The following is a 23,328-nucleotide window of genomic DNA, read 5'->3' on the forward strand; positions in this document are numbered from 1 at the left end:
ACAAACCTGCCGTCAAACCCATCGAGGATGAAGGGCTCGAACTAGCCGCCTAAACTCCCACTGGTCTCATTCGCCTTGACAAATTCCGGCCGGGTGAGGGCACGTGGTATGACGTCGAGGAGGCGCTGCAGCAGGGCCTGATCGATGGTGAGATTTACGAGGCCGCGCAGTTGCGCCGCCATGCTGGGAAGCAATGACGCCCGATTTGATTGAGCGCCATGAGAGCCACCTGAGCGAGTTTTCCCGCTCAGGTGGTTCTTTGTGTGCCGACGCACGGAATGCCACGATCAACAATCCGGCGTGGTTCATTGACGGTGACCTGACTTTTGAACGGCAGCAGTTTCATGCGCGCGTGCGGGCGGAGTTTCGTGAGGAACAGCCGAATGTTTTGACTGATCGTAAGGCGATTGTGTTGGCGGGTCCTCCGGGCGCGGGTAAGTCGACTGTGCTTGGCCAGGTGATCGCGGCGGCCGGAGGCAGCGCTGATCAGTGGCGGGTGATTGATGCGGATCATTTCAAGGATGTTTTGCTGCGTGAGGCGATCGCGGATGGAAGCTACGAGGGCTGGCTCGTTCCGGATGATGTGCGGGTGCTCCATGACGGGGGAGAGCGGTTCTATCCTCGAGAGCTCGCTTCTTTGGTGCACGATGAATCTTCGCAACTGTCGAAAGGCGCCAGGTCAGATGCGATTCGATCAGGCGATCGGATAGTTCTTGACACGGTCTTGTCGAACCCTGAATCGGCTGTGAAGATGGGGCAGCTGCTCGAGCGGGCCGGGTACGAAGTGACGGTGGTTGAGGTGGAAGTGGTCCTGGACGTGTCGCGTGATCGAACGCGTGATCGGTGGTTGCGCGGGTATGTCGAAGCTGAACGTGGCGCTGCGGGTTCTGAACTTGGCGGTCGGTGGGTGCCGTCGGCATATCCTGAGTCACTTTTTCCGAACGGTGCAGAGCAATCGACTTGTTTGGACGCCGCGACACGGTTGGCCACGGAGAGCGGCCACGTGACTCGGTTCGAGCGTTACCAGGTTGTGGATCCGAGCAAGCCGTCGCCGGAGAAGATTGATGTGCAGGTCCGGCTTTCGGCTGGCTCGGCGCTTCTGGACGAACGGGTTGCCTTGACTGCTAAGCGTGCTCTGGATGGGACTGCTAGCGGTCGTCCGCGACGAACGTCGCCACGGACGAACCGGGATTCCGGGCTTTCCCGGTAGTTCGATTCGAACCCCTATCGGGGTGCGAATTGAGCGCGGCAGCGCGACCGTCATGCGGGACTTGAAGAGGGCCGCTGACGATCGCACCGCAGCGGAGGCATCGGTTCAGGTTGTTGCGGTCGAGGAGGCGGACCAGGCCACGGCCGCTGCGGAGTAGCGGACTAGGTTTCCGCCGAGCGAATGGAATGCTGGCCCGGTGCCGTGTCGTCGCCAGTGGTGCAGCTCGTCGAGTGTTGCGCCGAGCGCTTGGCTCGTTTCCTCGGGTGTTAACAGAATCTGTGATGCTGCCGGGTTGGGTGTGGTGCTCATTGCTCTGTCTCCTTGGTCAGGGTGTCGATGATGGTGACGTAGTCGGTTTCCGTGATGGTGAGTGTGCTCGCCAGGATGCAGCCGAAACGCCCGTGGGCGCGTAGGTCGTCGAGGCGTTCCGCGACCTTCCCTGTTCGCGTGAGGTGCTCGGTGTCGCTGGCGGGCAGCGTCGTTTGTAGGGTGCTGAATTCCATCGTCATGGCGCCTTACTGGCCGTTCTCGCTCACCGGTTCGTCGACCGGTTCGTTGACCGGTTCGGGGACGCGTGCGGATGCTACGGCGGCGATTTTGTCGGGGCGGAAACCTGACCAGCTCGCGGCTTCGGTGATGACGACCGGGGCGGATGTGTGGCCGAGCTCCTTGACCAGGTTGACGGCTCGTTCGTCGTTTGCCAGGTCGACGAGAACGTAGGTCACTCCGGCGGTGTCGAGTGCTCGTTTGGTCATTGTGCATTGGACACAATTCGGCAGTGTGTACACGGTGAGTGGTGTGTTCATGGTGGTGGTCCTTTCTCATAACCCCATTGCCTTTTGGCGCACGCCGATTTACAGCGTCAGGGGTGAATTGGCAAGGGGCCGTGGAATACCGGAGGGAGCGCAGCGAGTGAGGATATGCCGCGAAAGCCCTTGCCAAGAGAGGAATGGTGCGTACGATAAACAGCCGAAAAGGCAACGCAAGTTGCACGAACAAGCCCCGCCGAGCTGTGCTCGACGGGGCTTGTTCGTTACAGAAAAGGAGCCGGAGGCTACACCTCAGTGTTTGGAACGGTGACCGGGGGAGTGGTGCGTCGTTTACGTGCCTTCGGTGTGGACTGGCCGGGGGCTTTGACGCCTGTAGCGCGGAGGTCCTTCTCGCTCCATCCGGAGGCTATCGCTGCACTCCACGCGTGTTCGTGCGCCGCAGTGGCGTCCTTCAGTTGTTGGTCTGCGACGTCGTACTCGTTGCCCGCATCCGCGAGAACGCGGACGGCTTCAACGCGGGCGTCCACGTTCGCTTCAATAATTGCCCGCGCACGGGCGGCCGCATCTTCTGGTTTCACATTCGCATCGTTCATGCCCTCAGATTAACAGGCAACTGCACCTCACGAACGTCGTCCTTTCGCATTTGCACGAGGAGCCGGTGCACGCGCGTTCGTTCCGTTTAGACGAAGTTGAAGCGGAGCAAGCTATACATTTACCGGTGGTAAATGGCTTTGAATTCTGGACGCTGCGCGTCGGAATTGGCATACTTGACGTATGTCCCCGTTTTTCGGGGTCGCTGCGCTGGGCCAGGAGGAGGCGAAACCGTTGACGGAGAAGAACGAGCGTCGTTTGTTTGGTCGTCAGCGCCGCGCCAATGTTGATGGTGGGCGGGAGAAGAGTTACCGGGTGTATGTGACGGCTGAGGAGGATGCTCAGTTGCGTGCTCGTGCGGTGGTTGCTGATGTGACGGTGCCGCGGATGTTGTTTGAGTCGGCGATGAACGCGAATATTGAGACGACGACGGATCGTAAGGGTGCGATTGCGGAGTTGTTCGTGATGACTCGGTTGATGGCGAACGTCTCGAACAACGTCAACCAGTTGGCGAAGTTCGCTAATACGGAGGGTGCGTTCCCCGACACGGCTGCCGCCGTTGTGGCTGAGTATCGTGTGCTCGCCGTCAAGGTTGAGAGCGTTATTGACAGGCTGGCCGAGTCATGATGCCCAACATTCGACGGGGCGGCCAAATGGGCGGCCTGATGGTGTACCTGGCTAGCGGTGGCCGGCACAACGAACATGAGGAACAGCACCTCGTCGCCGGCGATTCCGCGATCATGGCGCAGCACGGTTACAGCGTGTTGGACACCAACACAGCCCTGGCGATTGCGCGCAGCCTTGACGCTCCACGACGTGCGTTCGACGTTGAGGTGCTCCGAATGGTGAAGGATTCCGACGCGGTTACGGGCGAGGTGACGAGTAAACGTGTCGCCGGGGATGTGTGGCATTGCTCGCTGTCGTTGCGCGCGGAAGAGGGACAGCTCTCGGATGAGAAGTGGGGAACGATCGCGCAGGACTTCGCCGATCGGATGGGGTTTACCGAGAGCAGCGGAAAAGCCGCGTGCCGTTGGGTCGCGGTGCGTCACGGACTTTCCACGAACGGTAACGATCACATTCACCTGGCCGTGTCTTTGGTGCGCGAGGACGGTACCAAAGCGACGACACACAACGACTTCACGCGTGCCCAGGCGGTGTGCCGCGACCTCGAACGCGACTATGGGCTCGAGCAGTTGGAGAGCCGTGGGCTGGGACTCGGAGAGCGCGGCGTCAAGCCTGCCGAGCGCGAGCGTGCCGCGCGTTCGAGCTCCGCTGAGGTCGACGCTCACAAGATGGAGCGCACCGTCCGGGCCGCGGCGACCGCATCCGTTGACGAGGGCGAATTCGTTCGCCGGATGCGCCGTGGCGGTGTCCTCATCCGGCCTCGGTACGCCGCCGGTCGCGATGACGTTGTAGCCGGCTACTCTGTCGCGGTCCGGCCTCCGGCTGGCGAGAAGCCGATTTGGTATGGGGGTGGGCGGTTGGCCCGTGACCTCACGTTGCCGAGGCTTCGTGAGGGCTGGCCGGACAGCCCCCAGGCGGCGCAGGGAGCCGTCGATGAATGGCGGGCCACGGCGAAGAATCCATGGGAGTACCGACCTGTCGCACCGGGCCGGGAAGAGAGCACGCCGACTGCGAAGATGTGGAAGCAGTACAGCGACGAGATCGGGCAGCTTCGCAAGCAGCTCCGTGACGTTCCCGTGACGGATCGAGCCACCTGGGCGCACGTTGCCCGCGAGACTGCTGGCGCTTTCGCCGCGTGGTCGCAGCGCGTCGAGGCGACGCCGGGGCCGCTCGCGCAGACTTCTAGGGAGCTGGCCCGGTCGGCGCACCTTCGGGCATACCAGTCACGGCCGAAACCTGTTCAACTGGGGTCAGCGGCGAACGCCGCCATGATCCTCATGCAGGCGGCCAGCGGTAGCCAGGGCACGATGGCCGAGGCAATCATGCTCCGGCAGCTGGGCCGTGTCTCAGTGGCGATCCTCGACATGCACAGCGCTGTCGGAGACGCCCGCCGTGCCGAGCAAGTCACGGCAATGCTGCGCAACCAGTTCGCCGCGGTCACCGATCGACTGCCAGCAGTCCCGAGCAGGACCGCACAGCCGGACTCACGAACACAGACAGCTGACGTCCCTGGCGTCATGCGACGAGCTACCGACGGTCTCGCGGCGCCAGGTTCGCCGGTTCCGAACAAGCTGCAACCGACCAAACGCAAGACACCAGCCGTGCCATACGAGCGTGACGGTCTGGGCAGAGATTAGACGGAGGAAGATCATGGCCGAAGAGACTGATGGTGTTGGCGAGACGTTTGACGATTCGCTGCGCATCGCGCTCACTATCGCGTCGCAGTTCGGGGAACGCATCGCTCGACTGCGTGAGCAGCTGGCACGACAGCGCGAAGCGAGCGCAGTGCAGGAGGCGCGCGAACTGGAAGCACGCTTCGAGGCCGAGCGTGGAGCCGCACGAGCCAGTCTCGCGCCGGTCAAACACCCCGAGTGGTGGAACCAGGCCACCGCCGAGGACATCGCCGGCGTGCATGAGACCGCCACGGCCTGGCGTGACTTCGACGATGTTGCACGTGAGGCCGGCGACACCATTAATCACGAGGTGCAGGAACGCTATGGCATCGACATTGAAGCCCCTGGAGCGGATCCCGCTGTGATTGCAGCGGCGCTCCGGGATGCTGAGCGCGACCGTGCCGATGCCGCTATCGAGCGGCAGCGAGCTGGTGAAGACCTCACCGCGAGCCAGCTCCTCTTCGCCAACGCCGACCGTCACGGGCGCGAGGCTCAGGAAGTGGCCGACCGTGATTGGAACCACGGCGACGCCGACGAAGTCGACGTCAAAACCCGCGATGAGGACCGTAAGCAGGCCACCGAAGCAGCGGACCAGGCGCGCGTCGAGCGCGGTTCGGGGGAACTGGATTACGACAGCTCAGAGCGGCGCGAGCGATTCGCCGCGAGCCTTGAAGGCAAAGCTGATCAGAAGACGATCAACGCGCAAATCCTCGCAGACGGTGAAAACGCCAAGCACCCGCGAGAGGCAGTCATGACCCGGTCGGGCAAGGCCGCCAAACCACGCCACAGCAGCAAGGGCAGCGTGCAACAGCGCGACCGTGGCGGGCTATCACGATAAGAAGGAGTAGCCAAGAATATTTGCCAGGTCGCGTGTTGCAAAAGCCCAGCACCAGTGTTGCCCAAGGGAGTCAGGATTGACCTCCGGTGCAGTGTTCTTCCGTGATCCGGGATCATCGCCGCCCACTGTCCGAAATCCCCGCAGCAGCTCAATCGCCACTTAACTTCAGATCATTCGAGCACGGTGTACTTGATACCGCAGGCGTCCCCGGCGGTATCGATCGCGATCCGAGAGGCAAGTTCTTGCTTAGTCGAGAGTCCGCGGGTATTAGCGATCTCATCCGATGACATCGCGGCTGCCGACGACAGTTCGTAGAGTGCAATTTGTACGTCCGAGCCGTTGCCGGCATCCGAGGCTCGCTCGCCTGTATCAAAGGCAAGCGCCGTGTAGGCGGTAATGAAAGCTTCGGCTGGCGAACCGGTCGGAGCCGTCGCCATATATTTCTCCATATCGAGCTTGAATCCCTTACAAGCCTCGGTATCGAGGGCGGCCTGCTTGGCATTGAGGGCTTGCTGCGCGGTCTCCGCGGACGCCTCGCTCGTCGTTGGGGAATTCTTTTGTGCTGGCATATTTATCGTGCAGCCAGCCAGGCAAAAGGCTACCGCGACAGCGGCTATCGTGAGCGATACTCTAGCGTATGAGGGCACAGGACCAACCATACATGTGCCGTTTTATCAGGTGAAGCAGGCCGAGCTCTGATGGGCACGCGGTTGCGCTAGCAAACCGCCATTAGGCTCACGTTGTGATCCTCGCCGCTACTGTATCTGCTCTCGATCCCACTGCTCAGGTGCTCCTGACGATCTTCGGCGGAGCGCTCGTCGCGACTCTCGGTGGTTTGCTCGGTGTTTCTATTCAAGCGCGGCGTGACCACGCGAAGTGGGTGCGAGAGCGACGATACGAGGCCTTCATTACGGCGATCGTGCTCCTGCGGCAGGTGACTGTGCTGATGGAAGAGGCGAACAAGATTACCGCCGGGAGCACCGAGGGTACCGCGCGCGGCACCGACTTCACTGCTGTCGTTTCGAGGGCGAAGGAACTAAAGACAGGGTGGCCAGAGGCGTCGGCGCCGCTCGTGGTTCTCGGGCCGGACGGAGTCGACAAGGCGCTGGGCATCGCGGCGGAGGCGCTCGGCACCGACGACCCTGGGGCGCTACGTGCCGCAGAGCGGGCACTAGTGACCACCATGCGCAAGGCGCTCGCCATCAAAGAGTAGGCACGCCGACACACGGCGTCGAATCGAGCGCGGGCACTGCTCGCATGCTTCGCATCATGATTAACGGTCGATCCCCGCCCTCAAACCGGCACGACCAGCGGCCACCTAGTGAGTTCGCAGCGCACTAAATCAGCAAAAAGCCTGATCATATGCTCGTTCGTCCGTTCAGTTCTCCCGCATATCGGGGAACAGCCCTTCCGGTGGTGCCGTGTAGGGCAGCGGCTCTCCGGGTTTGTTCGTGTCCTCTGACTTTGCGAACGGTCCTTCTGTGCTCATCAGAATCGGCATGTGGTGGTCCGCATGCTCAATCCACCATGTACTTGACCCGGTAGCGCCGTCGAGCCTGAGGTGCTCCCAAGCTCGCCAGAGGGCGTCTATGCGTGCGAGAGCTTCCGGGTAGTTCCACCAGTTCGCCGCCCATCGGAAGCTGGCGTTACCGGGACCGACCCGGCGGGAATACATGTGCCGGAGTCGGTCACGCATGAACTCGTCGGACGAACCGTAGAACAGCTGCGGTGCGGCCTCCTCAGTCGCTTCTGTTTCGTCGTCATCGTCACGGAGTGCATCGAACTCACTCACAGGTCATCCTCTTGTTTCGGAGTCGCATTCACCCAGGCTGGAGTGCCTCTGGCCGGTGTTGCTGCTACGGGGGACTCATCGATGGGCAGAGCGAGGCTCGACGGGTCGTGTGCGGCGATTGACGCGCGTACGGCGTCGGCTTGAGGGCCACGCATCCAGGGCACTGTTTCGATCAGCGTTGCGGGTGCACCGGAAGCGAACACTACGGCGCGGCCGCGGGGCAGAGCTCCGAGATCCGCGACGTCCAACGTGCGCTCGCGCTGTACTTGGTGAGATATTGACCGGTTTCCTCGGCCGACGCTCGTCGAGGTCGTGTGTTTGTCGTAGTCGCCGACCATCTGCGACAGCTCGTTTAGGAATTCCGGTTCTTTGACGCCGCCGCCATAGACGGCGATGTTGGAGGCTGACCAGAGCTTGCGCATCCCGTCTCTGCCCCACACTTCGGCGCCCTGTGACCAAGACTGCAGAATGGTCATGAGGACGATTCCCCGAGAGCCGTAGTGCGAGTAAAGGTCGGGGAGGCCGTGCCAGCGGCACACGTTTGCTGCTTCGTCAAGAACGCCGAGCAGCGGAACGGCCAGACGCCCGCCGGGCTGGGTTGTGGCTAGCTCTTCTGCCGCTTCGACAGTGGCTGCGGTGAGAGCTGTGACGAGGGGGCCAGCGGTTCCTTTGCCTTCCTTGGAGAGGCTGTAGAGGGTGTCGTGGCTGCGCACGAACGCGTGTGGGTCAAACTGTGGTCGGGAATCTCCGGCCAGGTTGCCGCCCATAGGTGTCACCCACTGCCCGATCGCGCGGACCTTCAAGCATGACGCCATCTGCGCGGCCGTCCCATAGACGCTGTCGCGGCGTCGCGGTTCGCCGTTCACTTGGCCGTCGACGGCGTCGGCCATCTGGTCGTAACCGTGAGCGCGCAGAATGTCGACGGGAGTTTCATCGCCGGGTGTTGTGGTCCAGGTGAACACCTTGGTGATGGGTAGACCGGCGACGGCTGCGGCCAGGAGGAAGCCGGCCAGGAGGTCTTGGCCGGCGTTGTCGAAGTACGGGTCGGCGCGCGAGTCGCCGGCGCGAGAACCGGTTGCGAAGTGCTCGGCGAGCTTGGCGGCTTTCACGTCGTCGGTGACGTAGCTGAGGGGGTTCCACCACCAGGTTGGTTCTTCCAGCGCGATGCGTTGCGGGTCGAACGCCCACACGCGGCCACCGCCTGCGGCTCGCACATCGCGGGTCGCGTCTAGGACGTCTCGCTTGTTTGACGTGGTGAGGACGGCGCCTGGAGCGGACAGGATCGCTGGGATTGCACGGCTGGTGGATTTTCCGGTGCGGGGTCCCCAGATGTCGACGTGCATATCTTCGGGTGATCCGTAGAGCTTGTGCCGGCCGGCAACGGTGATGCCGATGGGGACGCCGAGCCAGTCGGGGACGCCGAGACGCTGCGCGGTCGCCTTCGCGCCCGTGGCCGACAGCGCGCGAAGATCGCGCCCCTTGCCCATGTACGTCGCTGCTCCGTCGACATTGCTTCGACGACTCCGACCACGCGAGACCGACACGGCGACGAGGACGCCCAGAACGAGGACCACGACGAGCGTGGCTGCGAGAATCCACGTCCCGGAGGCCGGCCAGGTCACGGAGCCTCCCAGCACGCCGAAAAACAGTCCGAACGGGTCACCGGTCAGGTCGGGGTTGACCTCGTCCAGCTGTGAGCCCCACGTCACGGCCACCCACACAGCGCCTAGGGTTACGGCGACGAGCGTGAGGCAGACGATCAGCATGATCGTCTGCCCGCCGAGGCCGTTTTGGTTTCGCCTGTTCGATGCGCTCATGCTGCACTGTCCTCTTCGTCGGCGGTGCGGTCGGCTTCGCCCTCGACGTCGTGCCGGGCGTCGTCGGCGTTGCCCCGTCCGATAGTCGGGTTGGATTCGTCGGGTTCGGGGAATGAGGATGCGGGGTGCCAGAGTTTGTTGGTGTCGTTGATGGCGCGTTCTGATTCGATCAGTTCGACCTTGACGGGGATGCCCGGGTGGCCGCCGACTTTGATGAGGAATTTGCCGCGGCCGGGAGGGTCGGATTCGCGCCCCAGCCCGGTATCCCAGGTGCCGGGATCTTGCCAGGACGTGAGCAGTTCTTGTTCGGCGCGCGAGAGTGGAACGGCGCTGGTGAGCATGGGCATTTCTGCGCCCGGTAGGCCGCCAGCGATGACCATGCCGGATCGTTCGACGAAGCCGCGTGCCTTCATCCGGTCGGACTCGCTCGGCAGGGAGAGGAGGTCGCTCATCGTGTGTGAAATCATTGCGAGGCCGACGCCGCGTTGACGGTTCAATCGGGTGAGGGCGTCGACCCGGTCGACCATGCCCGCTCCCGCGCGCAGTGCCCGCCAGAGTTCATCGAGGACGACGAGGTAGTGGCGGCGTGGTTCGAGGCCGGCGTCGGCGAGGGCGTTGGCGATGTTCACGGTGCCAAAGCCGGCCGACCAGCAGGCGAGGAGAATTGCGGCCTGCATGTCGGTGTCGGAGTCATCGATCGAGGACACGTCGTAGACCACGGGGCGGTCTCTCATCATGGGAACGTCGGTCGGGTGGGCGAAGGTTTCGCCTAAACGTCCACCCGAGGTGAGGCTGATGAGTGAGGCCTCCAGCTCCTCCGTGATTTTCTTGTACCGCTCAAGGTCGCCACGGTCCAGGGCCACCGCGCGCACTTCCGCGGGGGCTTCCTGAATCACCCGCAGTAAGTCGCCCAGCACCGGAACGCCCTCGTTGCGTTCGTCGAGCACGGTGAGGGCCCGGTCGATGATGGATTCCTCACGGGCCGACGGTGGGTCTTTGCGGAGGATCGTGAGCAGGGCGGACACCATCGTTTGCCGGCGGCCGTGAGCATCCGCGAGCACCATTTGACGCTCCTTCTCCTTACCGGCGAGGCGCAGCCGTTCGGCGGCCGCGGTTGCTTCGCCGGGATCGAGGATGTTCAGATGCCCGCGGCCACGGCCGAGGGTGATGACTTGCCCGCCGAGAGCGCGAATCATGTCAACGTAGTCGGGTTTCAGATCGCCCAAAACTAGCGGCAGGTTTCCGAATCCTGCGCCGCCGGCGGCCATCCTTCGGATGAGTGTTGACTTGCCCAGGCCTGGCAGGCCGAGTACGAACACGGAGGGGTTCGAGATGAGGCCGGCGTCTTGGAACCAGGAGATGGGGTCGGCGCATACGGTCGCTCCGGTGAAGAGTTGGAGGCCGATGGGTACGCCGATCATCGGGGTTCCGGTTCCGACGGAGAAGGGGTGCATGCCGCACACTTGCACGGTCGTTCCGCGCCACTCATCTGCCGGCTGGATGACGTTGGCCTCACCGCGACCGCGGCCCAACCAGCCGCGAGGACCGGGGCGACGGACCTGGGGCTTCTTTTCCGTGTCGGCCTTCGTCTGCTTCGGCCTGGCCAGCTCGCGCGGCTTCGACGTGAGTTTCGAATTCGCGGCCTTGTGCCGGTTGGAATCAATGGCGGGCATTACAGCTGCTCCCTAACCTCAGATGGAATGCGCAAATGCTTCGGCAGGACTAGGCCGAGTGGAAGTGCGGCCGCGAACGCGGAGTCCTGTGAGCCGTGCACGATGCGGAGCCGCAACCGGGCGGTAGCGGAGAGGTTGTCGATTGCGGCTTTCGCGTCGGCTTCGTGGGCGGCGTCGATCACTGTGGCGGTGACGAGCATCCCGAAGTTGACTAGGCCAGCGCCCGATGCTTCCTCCTGCGCCGTGGCGAGAGCGGCCCGTGTCGCGGTCATGCTCCGTGCTGTGGGCTTGTTCGAGGATTGGACATTGAACGTCGAGGCGCGCACGTCTGCCTCGACGATCGCCGCGGCCTTGGCCGCATCAATCAGCCGGTAGAGCAGTGTGACACGCTTCCGTGCGACGTCGCGATGCGGTGCCAGCAGGCGGGCCAGAATGCTCGAGGGGACGTTGCCGCGCGGGGCGCCGCTCATCATCCACGTCACGGACAGGGCCGAATCGTGCCGGTAGGTGTCCCAGTTTGACTGGTGGGCTGTGGGGCCGACCTCTGGCCAGTAGAGTTCCGGTGGCTCACCGGCTGCGTTGGCGTCGTCGATGAGTCGTGCTGCGGCCGGGTCGTAGGCGACGCGGATGACTTCGCAGAGTTCTTGGGCGCTGAGGGGGCGTGTTGCTCCCGCGCCGGTCGAGGACAGGCTTTGCGTGAGGCCGGGCAGGCGCGAGGCCAGCTCGCGGCCCATTTCATCGGGGGTGCGCTTCTTCCCTCCGACGCGGGCAGCGGCGTTGAAAGTGATTGCGACATAGGCCTTGATGGTCGCGGAACCGGCCGGGTACTGCCGCACCAGGTCGTGCAGGATGCTTCTGGCAAATTCCGGGGCGTCTGGATCAATCCGGCTGTTCACTTCGCGGCGGAGCCGCGTGCCCGTGTCGGGAGCTGTTTCAATCGTCACGGATACGGTCTCGATGCCGGGTTCGTCGCCGAGGCTGGCGAGCCACATGCCCCACTCGGCAACCCACACGTCGACCTGTTCGCGGTCGACGAGCGCTGCGCCGTCGGGCTCCGTAGCGATGACGACGGTGTAGTCCGACGTCGTGGAGATCTGCAACAAGGCGAACGGACGGTTGTAGCTATCGTGCCACTCCGTCAATCGTGAGCCCGCTGCCAGGCCCGGCAGTTGCGCCGTGCCCCACTCTGCCCGGCCGAGCGGACCCGACCGGTAGATATGCGTCCCCGTACTCTTGGTCACCATCCACCCGACCCGGGTGGTGGCCCGCATGAGCAGGCTTTGACCGTGCTTGTCTTTGACCGCGACCGTCAGCAGAAAAATTCCGAAAACGAGCGCCGTGACGACGCCGTTCAGAATGTTTGAGGCCATCGTCACGATGACGCTGAAACCGGCACCAACGAACAGAATCGCCGTGCCGATCGAGCCCAAGCCCAGAAGGCCAGCGGTCTTTGGTTTCGTCCAATTGCCGTAGCTGCGCGGTGCGCTGTTCGTTGTCATCGAGGAATCTCCTGCTTAGGAACCGCTAGGTCCGGTTGAGTCTTCGGTAGCCGACTGCACGGCGCCCTTCGCCGCGTTGGCCGCGCCCTTCACTGCATCGCCCGCCATCTTTGCCCCCATCACAATCGGTGCGGCAGGCCCGGCCGCAGCAGCGGCCCCACCTGCCGCGGCCCCGCCAGCTGCAGCACCGCCACTTGCTGCAGCGCCGCCCGCGGCAGCTCCACCGCCGGCCGCAGCACCAGATGGTGCGCTGGACGTCGCGGCCTTACCAGCGGTCTGAGCGCCGGCCCCGCCGGTGGAAACAGCTCCATTTGGCGCGTCGGTCGACGAGCTACCGCCGCCGCTCGACGCCGAGGTTGAACTACTCATGCGCTTGACAGCACCCGTGGCCATTTCGCCTACCGCGCCGCCCGCAGCACCGGCGAGAGCCATTCCGGCGGCACCGCCGCCGGATACCGCACCAGTCATCGGCGCCACGAACCGCAGCAACGCCGGCAAAGCGATCAGGGCCATGAGCATCAACGCCAGACCGGTCAGGATAGTCCAGATGCCGCCGCCGTCATCCTTGAACGCATCCGTGCCGGTGAGGCTGAACGCGGCCGCGTAGATCAGGGCAGCGGCTGGTTTGTAGAGGATGAACGCGATTGTCCAGCCGATCACTTTCCCGAACCACTGCTTACCCATCTGCGTATTCGTGAAGCTCGCCGTCAGCGGCAACACGCCAGCCAGGATCACCAATAACCCGCCGCGTACCACCATGAGGGCCACTTGTACGTAGGTCATCAGCAGCGCGATTGAGCCGAGAATCAGGATTCCGATGACACCTATTCCGGACTGTGCGGAGAGAGCAACCATCGCTGCGATGTTTGTTCCAAAGCAGTTGGACTCTCCAGCGACCGACACGTCGCAATCCGTCGCGCCGTTGAGAATCCAAATCGAGAACGCATCGGCAGCGGTCGTCGCGAGAGTGATGACCGCGAGCCCTGTTCCCGAGACCACAACGAGCGTAATGAGCGACTGGATCAGATCCTTGCCCGGCTGCGCGCGTTGCTCCCACGCCATCCGAATGCCCCCGATGATCACCGAGAAGATAGCCAGGCCCCCGACGTAGTACCAGAGCGAGTTCTGCAAGAACCCGACGGTCGTCGAGGACCCTTCGGGCGCATTCGCTCCCAAGAGCCCACCCACGAGCGCGGACGCGCCAGAGATGAGCAGGATCGCTATGAAGATCACCCCGAGAGTGCCCACATGACGGAACCCCTCACCCCGACGGCTCCGAAGAGCGATCATCGCGCCGAGGGCAATTATCGAGAGAATCGCGAGGGCGAGACCGATGTACGTTACGTACCCGAGGATCGTCGAGAACTGTTCTGAGCCAGGGTTATTCGTGGGGAGCCGGGTCGTGCCGTCGCCAGCGGTGAGAACGGGGGTCGGCACGGCGACCCACATCGTCCCAATACTCGCCAGAGCCTTCCCGAAACCTTCCAGAACGCTGTTAGCCAACTCCTGAACGGCATCGTTCGACGCATTCGCAACGAAGTCGTTGGCTCCATCAGAGACGCACGCAATAGGGTCGGTCAGCCAATTGCAGTCGCTGGCCACTATCAGACTCCTGACCAGGGGATATATCCCCCGAGGTTTTCAAGTGGCGAAGATGCAAAAGGTGGCTGACCCTCATCGGAAAGCGCGATTTTCCAATCCCCGTCGACCCAGTGCAGAACGGTAGGAAAACTGACCAGCGCTCCGCCCTGAGAAGTTACGGCCCAGGCCACGTCGATAACGGCCTCCTGGCCGTCGAATGAGTTGACTTTGAAGCCGGCTACTTGCAGTCGCGCGCTGGAAGGTGTCGGTGTTCCGCCCGACGCGGCTATCGCTGCATCCTTGCCCGCACCTGGTTCGATCAGTTCGGGAAGCTTGGGAACATTCCGACTATCGGATCCCAACGCTACGTATGTGACGGCAGCAAAGAGCGCCCCTTCAGCGGTGTGTGAATAGCAGGTGCGGAATCCATCTTTGATGACTCCGGGCCCGGCTCCCTTGGGAGCGGTTGGTGCGGCTACCGTGCCAACGAGCTCCCACTCGTTACCCGGGGCGGTCGTGAGGGAACTCGACTCTTCGTACCCAGAGAGGCCGCACGCGCTTTTGTCAGCGGCGTTCCCTCTGGGCTCAGCCGATGTTGAGGGGGCTGTTGTCGGTTGTGCGGTGTTATCGCCTGAGCCGCGGTTCAGTGACGTCACGAGGACGATGATCGCGGCGAGGACGATGATTCCGACGATGATGGCGGCGGCGATGAATCCGCGTCTGGAGAACGGGTTTCTTTGTTCGGTGTTCGTCATGCCTCAGTCCTTCGCGCGATAGATCAGTGTTTAGGAGCCGGAGATGAATCCGACGAGTGCGGTTGCTGCGCCGATGATCATGACGCCGACGAGGATGCTGACAAATGTTTTGACGTGTTCGCCGCCTTCGCCGCGGCGGGAGTTGAACATGAACATCACGGCTACCGCGATCAGGGACAGGATCGCGGCGATCAGACCAACCCATTTAGCCCAGGCGAGGATCGTGCTGACTGCTTCGAACCCGGGTGGGGCCAGTGGTTCCGGGTCGGGAAGAGCGGTGAGTAGTTGGCCGACCGTGGTGAGCGCGTGTGCGGCGGCGAGGGAGAGGGACATTGAGAGACCTTTCAGTTGTGAGTGGGAGCGCCTGTCGGTGCGAGGGAGAGGTCGGTGAAGAGTGCACGGAATTCTTTGGGAAGCGGCGCCGTCGCGTCCGGGGGTCCGAGGCGCCACGCGTTGACCCAGGGCAGGTTCCACACATGGGGGACGCCGCCGGCAATGACCTGTTCCAGGTGCTGGAGATGCTTGGGTCGGCGCCCGGGGGCGTCGGCGATGAGTGCCAGGCCGGCGAGTTGTACGCCGTCGCCCAGTGTGTTCGCTGCCCATTCTGTGGCGGCGTGTTGTGCCTTGATTAGGCCGGCGTAGTTCGTCCGTGCCACCAGTACGACGCGATGCGTTGTGCCGGTGGTGCTGGGAATTGGCCAGGCGTGATCGCAGGGCCGAGTGCCGGCTGTGAGGGCGGCGAGGGTTGATTCGCCTGCGCCGCCGTGGACGCCGAGCCACCAGATCGTTGCTGGCCAGGCGGCGTCGCGGCGGGGCAGCCGGTCAATTCTGTCGGGGAGCGGGATGCCAGTTTGCGGCGCGGTCGCGCCGTGACCTTCGTCCCGTCGCGTGGGAACGGGCGTGGAGCATTCGGGTTCTTCGGACGGGTTGGGGCCAATGAGCCACCGGTTCACACTCGTGCTCATACGGCTTCCCCCTCTGTCCTGATTCATGCTCATTCGTGTCACTCACATAGACTCGTCTTCTACCCCGCATTAAGGGTTCTCAGCGCCTTGTATTCATAGTACCTGTGTGATGCGTAAATATACTTTTATGCACTCATCTGCCTCATTGTTCGGTTACGCTCGGAGGGTGGACGAGACAACAGCGCTGATGATGTGGCCCGACTCGATGCTGCGCCGCTATGGCGACATGCTCAGCGTGGCCGACGTCTCGTGCGTGCTGCGGTTGGAGCCGCGGAACGTTCGCTGTTTGCTCACGAGTAGTGATGCGGCCATCAGGTTGCCCGGGGTGAAGATCGGCAAGAGCTGGCGGATTGCGCGCGATCAGCTGCGCGCGTACCTGATCGGTCATCACAACGAAGACTCCGCACTCAGTTCAGAGGACGACGAGAGAGGCCCTACGTCATGATCGACACCGTTCCCACCTTCCCCAGAATTGAGGCCACCGTTGCGGCCGATGCGACGGGAACCGTCGCGATCAACGGAGCGATGCGGTCTCTGTCCGGCGCGGATGAACAGGCGGTGCGGGCGGAAATTCTCACCCTCGTCACGGTGACGGCCACCGACATGGGTCGCCCGGTTCGTTTGAATACCCGTGACCCGCTCGGGGAACAACTGCTCGCGGTCTACCCCGACGGTCACGTAGAAGCACTCTCGGATCTCGATGCTGCAGCAGCGGTACGCGCGCCCCTTTCCGCTCCGGTACCTGGCCCGCGCACTCCGGCCGTGGAACCGGACCTTAACATTGCTTCGCGCCCTGAGCACCCAGAGCCTCCGGAGCGCCCAGGGGACCCACCTGGACGTCTGACACTCAAGGACTTTCTGCAAACTCAGCCAGCTGCCCGGGTCGGGCCGGCCGAGATGGGTTGGCAAGGCACCGTGCGCCGGCTGACGGGCGGCCTAGTCTCGGTCGGTCCTGGCGTCGCGGAACTCACGCACCGGAGCGCGATTGATCGCGTCCAGCAGAGCCTGCGTGGGCCCCGAACCGTCGTCGTCATCAACCCCAAGGGCGGCGCCCACAAGACGACCGCGACGCTCCTGCTCGCGGCGACGTTTGGCACCTATCGCGGTGGCTACACGCTCGCGTGGGACAACAACGAAACCCGTGGAACGCTCGGATGGCGGGCACAGCCCGCCCGCCACAGCAACACGGCCGTCGATCTGCTCCGCGATCTGGACCGTTTCAACGACCTCCGCAGTGCCCGGGTGGGTGACCTCGATAATTACGTTCGCTCGCAGGGATCCACCCAGTTCGACGTGCTCGCCTCCGACGAGGATGCGGCCGCATCCTCGACCATTGACGGCCAGGCGTTCAACGAGCTGCACACCACCCTGAGCCGGTTCTACCGGGTCATTGTTGTCGACACCGGCAACAACATGCGGGCCTCCAACTGGGAAGCCGCGCTCGACGCCGCCGACCAGCTCGTCATCGTCTCCACGATCCGTGAGGACACCGCAGCTAGCGCCGCGTGGCTGGTTGATGGATTGTATGAAAAGGGTCACGAGGAGAAGGTGCGGAATGCAGTCACCGTTCTCGCGTCCCCGTCGAAGGTGGCGGACCCGCAGCTGAACCGCCGGTTGCACGGCCACTTCGCGTCCCTGACTCGCACCGTGCTCGACGTGCCGCACGACTCGTCACTGGTCGACGGGGGAACGCTGAGCTATGACGCTCTCGCCCCGGCGACGCGTGAAGCGTGGCTGCAGGTCACCGCGGCCGTCGCGGACGGGCTGTGAAGCGCGCACTGGTCGCCGCTGTGCCCCTCACCCTGGCCCTCGCTCTCACTGGATGCGTCGGCGGCGCCGCGGTGTCGCCGACCGTTGCCCCGTCGACGGGCGCGAGTAGCGCACCGTCGACGCCGACAGGAACCGCAGTACCGCGGGCTCCCACCGACGATGCGAGCGTGCTCCCTGTGCCCGAAGCGGGAACGGACAGTCGGGCCGACGCGATCAGCGCAGCGGAGAAGGTCGTGACGACCTTCGGGCAGCCCACACTCGATGCGTCGACGTGGATGAACAACCTGTACCCGCTCCTTACCCAGGCGGGCGCGGCGGCGTATGAGGGCACTGATCCGGCGAAGGTCCCCGTTCACCAGGTCGCTGGTGCTGGCATCATTCTGGAAGGCTCCACCGAGGTTGCGTTGATCGTTCAGGTGCCCACGGACGCTGGCCTGTATAACGTCAGCTTGAGCCGTACGGGCGCGTCTGCGCCGTGGCTCGCTGACCGAATCCGACCCGCACAGGGGTAAGGGTGGCTGACGCAAAAGGGAAGGGCGCGCTGATCCTCATTGGTGCGCCCGTCGCGCTGGTCGCGACGGTGTTCCTGCTGATCGTTCTCGTGTTCTCCGGCACGGCAGCGACCGCCGTGTGCACGGGGCCACCCGGCACGGTCGACCCCGAGACGGTGCCTACCGAACCTGTTGCCGGTTACTCCGGGGATCAGTTGAAGAATGCTGCGTACATCATGAACGCGGCCAGCACCCTCGAACTCGACCGCACCGCCCAGGTTCTCGGGGTGATGACGGCACTGGGGGAAAGTTCACTCGTGAACGTCGGCTACGGCGATGACGTGAACGGCGTCACCAACCCTGACGGCACCCCCACCTGCTCACTGGGCTTGTTCCAGCAGCAGTGGTGCCTGGGCTCCTGGGGAACCCCGGGCGACGTGATGGACCCAGCCCATGCGGCGACGGCGTTCTTCGAGCGCCTCGTCGGCGTTGCCAACTGGCAGAGCCTGGAACCCACCATCGCCATTCACAAAGTGCAGGGCAACGCCGACCCGTTCCACTACGAGACGTTCTTCGGCGCGGCAGACCACATCGTGACCGCTCTCGCCGGGGACGGTGCCACGGGCGGTGGCTGCGCCAGCGGCACCATCGCCATGCCGCTGAGCCCCGGTTTCAACATGACCGACGACTACGGCCCCCGGGAGAGCCCGATCGCAGGGGCGAGCAGCTGGCACCCCGCCTCTGACCTGCAGCATTACCCGAACCCGTGCGGTGACCAGATCTACGCCATTACCGGCGGAACCGTCACCCTCATTTCGGGCTACCAGGTCTCTATCAAATCACCGGACGGTTACACCGTCTCCTACCTCCACATGAAACTTTCCGACGTGTCGGTCAAGGTCGGAGACGCCGTCACGCCTGGCCAGCCGATCGCGCTCGTTGGCAACGAGGGACCCTCCACCGGATGCCATTTGGACCTTCGGATCAACACGGCGGGCAGTACGAACGAAGCCGTGAACACCCTCACAGCTGGTGAGGATCTAGGCGGCCCACCGGCATCGACGGGGTTTGTGAACCCGGAGGATTACTTCACGCTGTTCGGCATGGAACTCTGTCCCGCCGATAGGTGCACGAGGCAGGATTCATGACTCCGAATCAGGCGCGCAGCCTCCCTGGCATAAAAGCGGGGGTGACCTGCTGGAATAATGCCATAAGTGGTTCAGATAACGATGCTGATATCCCTGACACCAGCCCGGCCCGACCCGTTGACCGTTTACCGTATATCCGAACCGGATTTCCTATGAAAAGACACCGCCCCTGATGGACGATGAATACTGGGACACCTACCCAGAAACTTTGACGACCGCCGACGTGGCGAAGATCCTCCGCGTCGGGAAACCCGCCGTGTTCGCCCGACTTCAAAGCGGCGTCATCCCGGCGCACCAGGTTGTTGGATCCTGGATCATCTTCAAAGCCGAGGTTCGTGCGTGGCTTGACTCCACCAGCAACCAGGTGCCTGACGGCCCACCGGCCCCCGTCGACGTGCTCGCCGCCTACGGTGACGAACTGAGCTTCCGCGACCTCATGGTCCTCTTCGACAAGACGAAGCCCACCATCTACCGATGGCTACAAACCGGCGAGATACCCGCGTACCACGTCGGAATCCGCTGGATCATTCACAAGACACAGTTACGCCAACGACTCCGCGAAACCAGCAACCAGCGTGTCGACGATGAATAGCATCCGACACGCCGGAGCAGATGTCGTTTCCTTTAACGAAAGCATGCGCTTTACTGGACCCATGGCACGGATAAACCGAGGGCGACCTAGCAAGGGTGATCGCGACGCGTTCATGACCAAGCCTGCGCGTCCAGTTGGTGACGCTATTCGGCACAACGCCGAAGAGCTCGGCATGACTTACGGCGACTACATCGCCTCAATTCTCGCCCACGAGCTCGGCATGCCCGAGCACGCGCCGATGCCCCCACACTCCAACGACGAGGAGCTGCCCATCAACAAGGCCAGTTAAACGAAAGAGCCCGCCGCTTCCGCGACGGGCTTATCCAAGTTTCGTAGCTCAAACCCTCACAAGCTTCCAGGCAACGAGGTTCGAGCTAATCAAAATCACCAGCCCTCACGGGAGGTTCTTTTGCGCCCCCAAGAGATGAATCGAAGGAGATGACCCCATAGTAACCGATGTATACCGTTTTGACGGTGATTCCGCTATTGGAACTCCGTTGGGCGTGTCTTCCGACCGGTGGACTGCCTGGGATTTGACGCGCCGCATCAGTCCGCGCGACCAGGTTCGCGTCATGGTGCGCGAGGCCGACGGCCAGTTGCACATCAACCAATACCCCCGTTTGTACCGGGTCGGGCCGGACGCACCCACGACGCCGTGGTGTATCCGCCTGGCCGATGCCGCGCACCAGTTCCGGTTGCTCTGCTTCGACTTTGACGCGAAGACTCCGGACGCCGTGGAGAATGCCGTCGACGACTGTGACGCCCTCTCCGGTGTTCTCGATGAACTCTCGATCGTCCACGTCGTCTGCCAGTCGTCGGCGGGCGGTGGCCGACATGTCTGGATCGGCGTTGCTGGTGGGGCTTCCCCCGCGATCGTCGCCGCTGTGGCGAGAGAGGCCCACGCGACCTACGACACCCTCGACCACGGCATGTTGCTGAACCCGGCCGAGGGTGCCGCGCGTCCACCCGGAGCTCCACACCGGGACGGCAGCACCTCAACCGTGCTCCGCGGTCGCGCCGACGTCCTCGCGGCGCTTACAACGACGCCTGGAGAACTGGAACGGCTTGCCGTGGTGCTCGGAGAGCGTAAACCGGCTCTCCGGCATGTTGACACACGGCCCTCTGGCCCTGTCGATGGTTCGCACCGTACTCACCGGGACCTCAGCAAGACGGGGGAAGGCCACATGGCCACCATTGATGGTGGTAGCAACCCGTCGTGGACGGGTTTCATGTGTCTGTTGACGGCGGCCAGCGCCGGATGGACGCTCGGTGACGCCCTGCACGCTGCCAAGACTGCCCCCGGTATGGAGCACTTCCGCACGAAGAACACGGGGCGCGGCACGCGTCGGCCTCGCAGCGTGGGCGAGGCCCTTGAGCGTCTGTCCCGTCAGTGGGCCAAGGCGCAGCAGTATGCGGCGCTCCAGCGCCCGCTCCCCGCCGCACGGGAACCCCAAGACCTCACCGAGCTGGGCGCGATCGTCACCGACGTCGACGACCTCCTGACCCGCCTCCGCGTCAACGGCGGGCGGTGGGGACGCACCGAAGCGGCCATTTCCCAGCGCACCATCCTGATCGCTCTGGCCTACCTCACCTTGCAGACCGGGAAGCACGCTGTCGCGGCGTCCATCCGCGACCTGGCCCTGATGTCAGGCCTGGGCCGGACGACCGCAGCAGACGCCCTCCACGCCCTCAGCGAGGCCGGATTCATCCAGGAGGTGCGAAGTTCTGATGGCGGGAATGCCGCCGAATGGGAGCTAACCGGAAAGTTTTCCACAGCCTCTGGCACAGTCCGGTCACAACCATCTAATAACCCCCGCCCCCCTCCCGAACTCTTCACGCTCCGGGCCGAACTGGTGCGCACTATTGAGAACCAATTGACCGACCAGCTCCACGACCTTTTCACTCGTCGGGGACTGGGTCACCTCGCTGGCAGGATCTACACCCTCCTCCGCGAGCACGCCGCCCTGACGATCGACGCTGCTGCTCGGCTCCTGGGGGTTTCCTCCCGCCACACGGCCACGATCCTGAGTCGACTCCGCCGACACCGACTCATCATCAAACACGTGGAGGGGTGGGCTCGATCACGCCGGGACTTGCGCACCCTGGCGGCTCGGGTTCTGGGTGTGGAGGGGATGCTGGACGCCCGGCGTGATTTGTATGAGGCGGAACGGGTGGTGTGGGCGTGGTGGCAAGCCGAATACGCCACGATGACCAGCACCCCGAGGCAGCGGCCGCGCCGGCCCCACGTGTCGAGCCGACCACTGTTTGAGGCCAGCACACCAGGTGAACGGGTCTGGCCCCGCTATCCGCGCTCACCGGATGGTCGGGCCGACCACCACCAGGCCCGCGAATATGTCGACGAAGGGGTCCTCAACCCGGAGAACCGCTGGCAGCTCTCCGCCGCATAAAACTCGGGGTCTGACCAGTTGGAACAGTGGTTGGCGCTAATCGAGTTCAGGGGGTGCAGAGACGATTACCGATCTGAGGGCGTGCGATTACGGGAACTCTTAGCGTGCTATTTATTCCGTTTCGTGAGCTGGCTCCAATGTCTTCACTATGGTGAGGGTCATGACATCTGTGGTGGGCCGAATCAGGGAGACTAGACAGCCGCGCGGCGGCTACATCCATCCCCGAGCAATGGAGGCGATCCAGCTTGGGGACGGCGGCACTCAACCGGTCAACCACAAGCTGGAGAATGTTCGCCCGGCCACGGTGGGGTCGGCGGTCGACTACCTGTCGCGTCTCGCGAATGGTACTGAGCCGGGAGACGCCTTTCGTATCCCGATCCTAGGCACCATAGAGCTGCATTATGGCGCGTTGATCAGCAACGGGCTTGATGTTGAGAGGCTGAGTCGATGGGTCGACGTTGACTATCTGCGCGGTGAACCTTCAGTCGAGCAAATGGAGCACCTTTCCGACGCTCTGGCTCGGTTGGAGGCCCTGCGGCCGGGCGTTATTCCTGAGGATGACGCGATCTGTGCGGCTGTGCACTTGGTGGGTTACGACGTCGCGAAGCGCGATCCGGATTTCTATGAAGGCAAGCACGCGGTTCCTGATGCGGTCACGATTGCACATATCCGCACCATGGTGGAAAGGGCTGTGGCTTTTTTCGCCGAGTATGGTCCGGTCACCGAAGACGGCTTCAGGCCGGTCAACGTGTTGTCGAGGACAGAGCTGGTGGACTCGGGCGACGGTGACTTCCTCACCGCAGACACGCTGTGGGACTTCAAGGTGTCGGTGAGCCCGCCGACGAAGGACCACACATTGCAGCTGTTCATGTATCTCATCATGGGTCAGCGCTCGGGCCAGGAACAGTTCGAGCAGATCATGCACCTCGGGATTTTCAACCCCCGGTTGAACACGGTGTATCAGATTGCACTCGACGAGGTTCCCCCCGAAGTCGTGCGAGAAGTTTCCAGCGACGTGATCGGCTACGCGTACGCATAGGGGTGGCTTGTGAAAAAGTGAAATATCCGACGCTAACATTCCCCTCGGGCCGTGCACACGAGACGCCAAGTCCGCAACAACCGCTAGCATCG

At 63.4% G+C, this 23,328-nt stretch carries 27 protein-coding genes; 13 read left to right on the forward strand and 14 right to left on the reverse strand.

Going from position 1 to position 23,328, the window contains the following annotated elements; all coding sequences use genetic code 11:
• Nucleotides 1–41 precede the first annotated feature (41 nt).
• Nucleotides 42–182 (reverse strand): hypothetical protein, encoded by a 141-nt coding sequence (locus CXY80_RS19355; protein ID WP_158251549.1) that lies wholly within the window; start codon nucleotides 180–182, stop codon nucleotides 42–44.
• Nucleotides 183–193: 11 nt separating this feature from the next.
• Here CXY80_RS19355 and CXY80_RS03195 point away from each other — a divergent pair, with 11 nt between their 5' ends.
• Nucleotides 194–1,210 carry a zeta toxin family protein gene (locus tag CXY80_RS03195; RefSeq protein ID WP_104131578.1) on the forward strand — a complete coding sequence of 339 codons (1,017 nt, stop codon included), beginning with the start codon at nucleotides 194–196 and terminating at the stop codon, nucleotides 1,208–1,210.
• A gap of 105 nt (nucleotides 1,211–1,315) precedes the next feature.
• Here CXY80_RS03195 and CXY80_RS19055 read toward each other — a convergent pair whose 3' ends face one another.
• The 4 genes from CXY80_RS19055 to CXY80_RS03210 form a co-directional block, all read right to left on the reverse strand.
• On the reverse strand, nucleotides 1,316–1,519 hold the full coding sequence (locus CXY80_RS19055) for a DNA-binding protein (protein WP_146070655.1): 204 nt from the start codon (nucleotides 1,517–1,519) through the stop codon (nucleotides 1,316–1,318).
• Nucleotides 1,516–1,719, reverse strand: a complete 204-nt coding sequence (locus CXY80_RS03200; protein WP_104131579.1) for a hypothetical protein — start codon at nucleotides 1,717–1,719, stop codon at nucleotides 1,516–1,518. Before CXY80_RS03200 ends, CXY80_RS19055 begins: the two co-directional genes overlap by 4 nt.
• A gap of 6 nt (nucleotides 1,720–1,725) precedes the next feature.
• On the reverse strand, nucleotides 1,726–2,016 hold the full coding sequence (nrdH, locus tag CXY80_RS03205; protein WP_104131580.1) for a glutaredoxin-like protein NrdH: 291 nt from the start codon (nucleotides 2,014–2,016) through the stop codon (nucleotides 1,726–1,728).
• 248 nt (nucleotides 2,017–2,264) lie between these two features.
• Nucleotides 2,265–2,573 (reverse strand): hypothetical protein, encoded by a 309-nt coding sequence (locus CXY80_RS03210; RefSeq protein WP_104131581.1) that lies wholly within the window; start codon nucleotides 2,571–2,573, stop codon nucleotides 2,265–2,267.
• Between the two features lie 181 nt (nucleotides 2,574–2,754).
• Between CXY80_RS03210 and mobC the strand changes: the two genes are divergently transcribed.
• From mobC to CXY80_RS03225, 3 genes are read left to right on the forward strand one after another with little or no spacing between them, the layout of a single operon-like run.
• Entirely contained in the window at nucleotides 2,755–3,198 is a 444-nt protein-coding gene (gene mobC / locus CXY80_RS03215) for a plasmid mobilization relaxosome protein MobC (protein ID WP_104131582.1), read from the forward strand.
• A complete protein-coding gene (locus tag CXY80_RS03220; RefSeq protein ID WP_104131583.1) occupies nucleotides 3,195–4,832 on the forward strand; it encodes a relaxase in 1,638 nt (545 codons plus the stop codon). Before mobC ends, CXY80_RS03220 begins: the two co-directional genes overlap by 4 nt.
• Nucleotides 4,833–4,845: 13 nt before the next feature.
• A complete protein-coding gene (locus CXY80_RS03225; protein ID WP_104131584.1) occupies nucleotides 4,846–5,706 on the forward strand; it encodes a hypothetical protein in 861 nt (286 codons plus the stop codon).
• 170 nt (nucleotides 5,707–5,876) lie between these two features.
• On the opposite strand, the gene CXY80_RS03230 is transcribed toward CXY80_RS03225, so the two are convergent.
• Nucleotides 5,877–6,275, reverse strand: a complete 399-nt coding sequence (locus CXY80_RS03230; RefSeq protein WP_104131585.1) for a hypothetical protein — start codon at nucleotides 6,273–6,275, stop codon at nucleotides 5,877–5,879.
• Nucleotides 6,276–6,448: 173 nt separating this feature from the next.
• Here CXY80_RS03230 and CXY80_RS03235 point away from each other — a divergent pair, with 173 nt between their 5' ends.
• On the forward strand, nucleotides 6,449–6,919 hold the full coding sequence (locus tag CXY80_RS03235) for a hypothetical protein (RefSeq protein WP_104131586.1): 471 nt from the start codon (nucleotides 6,449–6,451) through the stop codon (nucleotides 6,917–6,919).
• Between the two features lie 165 nt (nucleotides 6,920–7,084).
• Here the strand turns inward: CXY80_RS03235 and CXY80_RS03240 are convergent, their stop codons facing one another.
• Genes CXY80_RS03240 through CXY80_RS03280 form a run of 8 tightly spaced genes read right to left on the reverse strand, consistent with a single transcriptional unit; the run spans nucleotide 7,085 to nucleotide 15,788 of the window.
• Nucleotides 7,085–7,498 (reverse strand): DUF4913 domain-containing protein, encoded by a 414-nt coding sequence (locus tag CXY80_RS03240; RefSeq protein WP_233194893.1) that lies wholly within the window; start codon nucleotides 7,496–7,498, stop codon nucleotides 7,085–7,087.
• Nucleotides 7,495–9,315: a type IV secretory system conjugative DNA transfer family protein gene (locus CXY80_RS03245; RefSeq protein ID WP_104131587.1), complete on the reverse strand. Its 1,821-nt coding sequence runs from the start codon at nucleotides 9,313–9,315 to the stop codon at nucleotides 7,495–7,497. Before CXY80_RS03245 ends, CXY80_RS03240 begins: the two co-directional genes overlap by 4 nt.
• The gene (locus tag CXY80_RS03250) at nucleotides 9,312–10,988 is read right to left on the reverse strand and encodes an ATP/GTP-binding protein (RefSeq protein ID WP_233194894.1); all 1,677 of its coding nucleotides are present in this window, start codon (nucleotides 10,986–10,988) and stop codon (nucleotides 9,312–9,314) included. The genes CXY80_RS03245 and CXY80_RS03250 overlap by 4 nt, the downstream gene beginning before the upstream one ends.
• The gene (locus tag CXY80_RS03255) at nucleotides 10,988–12,487 is read right to left on the reverse strand and encodes an SCO6880 family protein (RefSeq protein ID WP_199182217.1); all 1,500 of its coding nucleotides are present in this window, start codon (nucleotides 12,485–12,487) and stop codon (nucleotides 10,988–10,990) included. Before CXY80_RS03255 ends, CXY80_RS03250 begins: the two co-directional genes overlap by 1 nt.
• A 15-nt stretch (nucleotides 12,488–12,502) precedes the next feature.
• Entirely contained in the window at nucleotides 12,503–14,089 is a 1,587-nt protein-coding gene (locus CXY80_RS19360; protein WP_158251550.1) for a hypothetical protein, read from the reverse strand.
• Between the two features lie 2 nt (nucleotides 14,090–14,091).
• The gene (locus CXY80_RS03270; protein WP_104131589.1) at nucleotides 14,092–14,823 is read right to left on the reverse strand and encodes a hypothetical protein; all 732 of its coding nucleotides are present in this window, start codon (nucleotides 14,821–14,823) and stop codon (nucleotides 14,092–14,094) included.
• Nucleotides 14,824–14,853: 30 nt separating this feature from the next.
• Nucleotides 14,854–15,156, reverse strand: coding sequence for a hypothetical protein (locus tag CXY80_RS03275; protein ID WP_104131590.1), 303 nt, complete (start codon nucleotides 15,154–15,156; stop codon nucleotides 14,854–14,856).
• A gap of 11 nt (nucleotides 15,157–15,167) precedes the next feature.
• Nucleotides 15,168–15,788 (reverse strand): DUF6668 family protein, encoded by a 621-nt coding sequence (locus CXY80_RS03280; protein ID WP_104131591.1) that lies wholly within the window; start codon nucleotides 15,786–15,788, stop codon nucleotides 15,168–15,170.
• A gap of 166 nt (nucleotides 15,789–15,954) precedes the next feature.
• Between CXY80_RS03280 and CXY80_RS03285 the strand changes: the two genes are divergently transcribed.
• The 8 genes from CXY80_RS03285 (at nucleotide 15,955) to CXY80_RS03320 (ending at nucleotide 23,236) form a co-directional block, all read left to right on the forward strand.
• Nucleotides 15,955–16,233, forward strand: a complete 279-nt coding sequence (locus tag CXY80_RS03285; RefSeq protein WP_146070656.1) for a helix-turn-helix domain-containing protein — start codon at nucleotides 15,955–15,957, stop codon at nucleotides 16,231–16,233.
• On the forward strand, nucleotides 16,230–17,558 hold the full coding sequence (locus CXY80_RS03290; protein ID WP_104131593.1) for a cobalamin biosynthesis protein CobQ: 1,329 nt from the start codon (nucleotides 16,230–16,232) through the stop codon (nucleotides 17,556–17,558). Before CXY80_RS03285 ends, CXY80_RS03290 begins: the two co-directional genes overlap by 4 nt.
• Nucleotides 17,555–18,070: a hypothetical protein gene (locus CXY80_RS03295; protein ID WP_146070657.1), complete on the forward strand. Its 516-nt coding sequence runs from the start codon at nucleotides 17,555–17,557 to the stop codon at nucleotides 18,068–18,070. Before CXY80_RS03290 ends, CXY80_RS03295 begins: the two co-directional genes overlap by 4 nt.
• A 2-nt stretch (nucleotides 18,071–18,072) precedes the next feature.
• Nucleotides 18,073–19,197: a M23 family metallopeptidase gene (locus CXY80_RS03300; RefSeq protein WP_104131595.1), complete on the forward strand. Its 1,125-nt coding sequence runs from the start codon at nucleotides 18,073–18,075 to the stop codon at nucleotides 19,195–19,197.
• A 172-nt stretch (nucleotides 19,198–19,369) separates the two neighbouring features.
• Entirely contained in the window at nucleotides 19,370–19,789 is a 420-nt protein-coding gene (locus CXY80_RS03305) for a helix-turn-helix domain-containing protein (protein WP_104131596.1), read from the forward strand.
• Between the two features lie 112 nt (nucleotides 19,790–19,901).
• Nucleotides 19,902–20,078: a toxin-antitoxin system gene (locus CXY80_RS03310; RefSeq protein WP_104131597.1), complete on the forward strand. Its 177-nt coding sequence runs from the start codon at nucleotides 19,902–19,904 to the stop codon at nucleotides 20,076–20,078.
• Between the two features lie 214 nt (nucleotides 20,079–20,292).
• A complete protein-coding gene (locus CXY80_RS03315) occupies nucleotides 20,293–22,197 on the forward strand; it encodes a hypothetical protein (protein ID WP_233194898.1) in 1,905 nt (634 codons plus the stop codon).
• Nucleotides 22,198–22,357: 160 nt separating this feature from the next.
• The gene (locus tag CXY80_RS03320; RefSeq protein ID WP_146070658.1) at nucleotides 22,358–23,236 is read left to right on the forward strand and encodes a hypothetical protein; all 879 of its coding nucleotides are present in this window, start codon (nucleotides 22,358–22,360) and stop codon (nucleotides 23,234–23,236) included.
• Nucleotides 23,237–23,328 lie beyond the last annotated feature (92 nt).

Source organism: Cryobacterium sp. M91, assembly GCF_002929615.1.
Taxonomy (GTDB): Bacteria; Actinomycetota; Actinomycetes; order Actinomycetales; family Microbacteriaceae; genus Cryobacterium; species Cryobacterium levicorallinum.

Bases quoted from the DNA above. Each gene is read 5' to 3' on its own strand.
- CXY80_RS03225 (WP_104131584.1), top strand. From the start codon at position 4,846: ATGGCCGAAGAGACTGATGGTGTTGGCGAGACGTTTGACGATTCGCTG.
- CXY80_RS03230 (WP_104131585.1), bottom strand. From the start codon at position 6,275: ATGCCAGCACAAAAGAATTCCCCAACGACGAGCGAGGCGTCCGCGGAG.
- CXY80_RS03250 (WP_233194894.1), bottom strand. From the start codon at position 10,988: ATGCCCGCCATTGATTCCAACCGGCACAAGGCCGCGAATTCGAAACTC.
- CXY80_RS19055 (WP_146070655.1), bottom strand. From the start codon at position 1,519: ATGAGCACCACACCCAACCCGGCAGCATCACAGATTCTGTTAACACCC.
- CXY80_RS19355 (WP_158251549.1), bottom strand. From the start codon at position 182: ATGGCGGCGCAACTGCGCGGCCTCGTAAATCTCACCATCGATCAGGCC.
- CXY80_RS03200 (WP_104131579.1), bottom strand. From the start codon at position 1,719: ATGACGATGGAATTCAGCACCCTACAAACGACGCTGCCCGCCAGCGAC.
- CXY80_RS03320 (WP_146070658.1), top strand. From the start codon at position 22,358: ATGACATCTGTGGTGGGCCGAATCAGGGAGACTAGACAGCCGCGCGGC.
- CXY80_RS03305 (WP_104131596.1), top strand. From the start codon at position 19,370: ATGGACGATGAATACTGGGACACCTACCCAGAAACTTTGACGACCGCC.
- mobC (WP_104131582.1), top strand. From the start codon at position 2,755: ATGTCCCCGTTTTTCGGGGTCGCTGCGCTGGGCCAGGAGGAGGCGAAA.
- CXY80_RS03270 (WP_104131589.1), bottom strand. From the start codon at position 14,823: ATGACGAACACCGAACAAAGAAACCCGTTCTCCAGACGCGGATTCATC.
- CXY80_RS03220 (WP_104131583.1), top strand. From the start codon at position 3,195: ATGATGCCCAACATTCGACGGGGCGGCCAAATGGGCGGCCTGATGGTG.
- CXY80_RS03275 (WP_104131590.1), bottom strand. From the start codon at position 15,156: ATGTCCCTCTCCCTCGCCGCCGCACACGCGCTCACCACGGTCGGCCAA.
- CXY80_RS03310 (WP_104131597.1), top strand. From the start codon at position 19,902: ATGACCAAGCCTGCGCGTCCAGTTGGTGACGCTATTCGGCACAACGCC.
- CXY80_RS03290 (WP_104131593.1), top strand. From the start codon at position 16,230: ATGATCGACACCGTTCCCACCTTCCCCAGAATTGAGGCCACCGTTGCG.
- CXY80_RS03245 (WP_104131587.1), bottom strand. From the start codon at position 9,315: ATGAGCGCATCGAACAGGCGAAACCAAAACGGCCTCGGCGGGCAGACG.
- CXY80_RS03280 (WP_104131591.1), bottom strand. From the start codon at position 15,788: ATGAGCACGAGTGTGAACCGGTGGCTCATTGGCCCCAACCCGTCCGAA.
- nrdH (WP_104131580.1), bottom strand. From the start codon at position 2,016: ATGAACACACCACTCACCGTGTACACACTGCCGAATTGTGTCCAATGC.
- CXY80_RS03195 (WP_104131578.1), top strand. From the start codon at position 194: ATGACGCCCGATTTGATTGAGCGCCATGAGAGCCACCTGAGCGAGTTT.
- CXY80_RS03255 (WP_199182217.1), bottom strand. From the start codon at position 12,487: ATGACAACGAACAGCGCACCGCGCAGCTACGGCAATTGGACGAAACCA.
- CXY80_RS03210 (WP_104131581.1), bottom strand. From the start codon at position 2,573: ATGAACGATGCGAATGTGAAACCAGAAGATGCGGCCGCCCGTGCGCGG.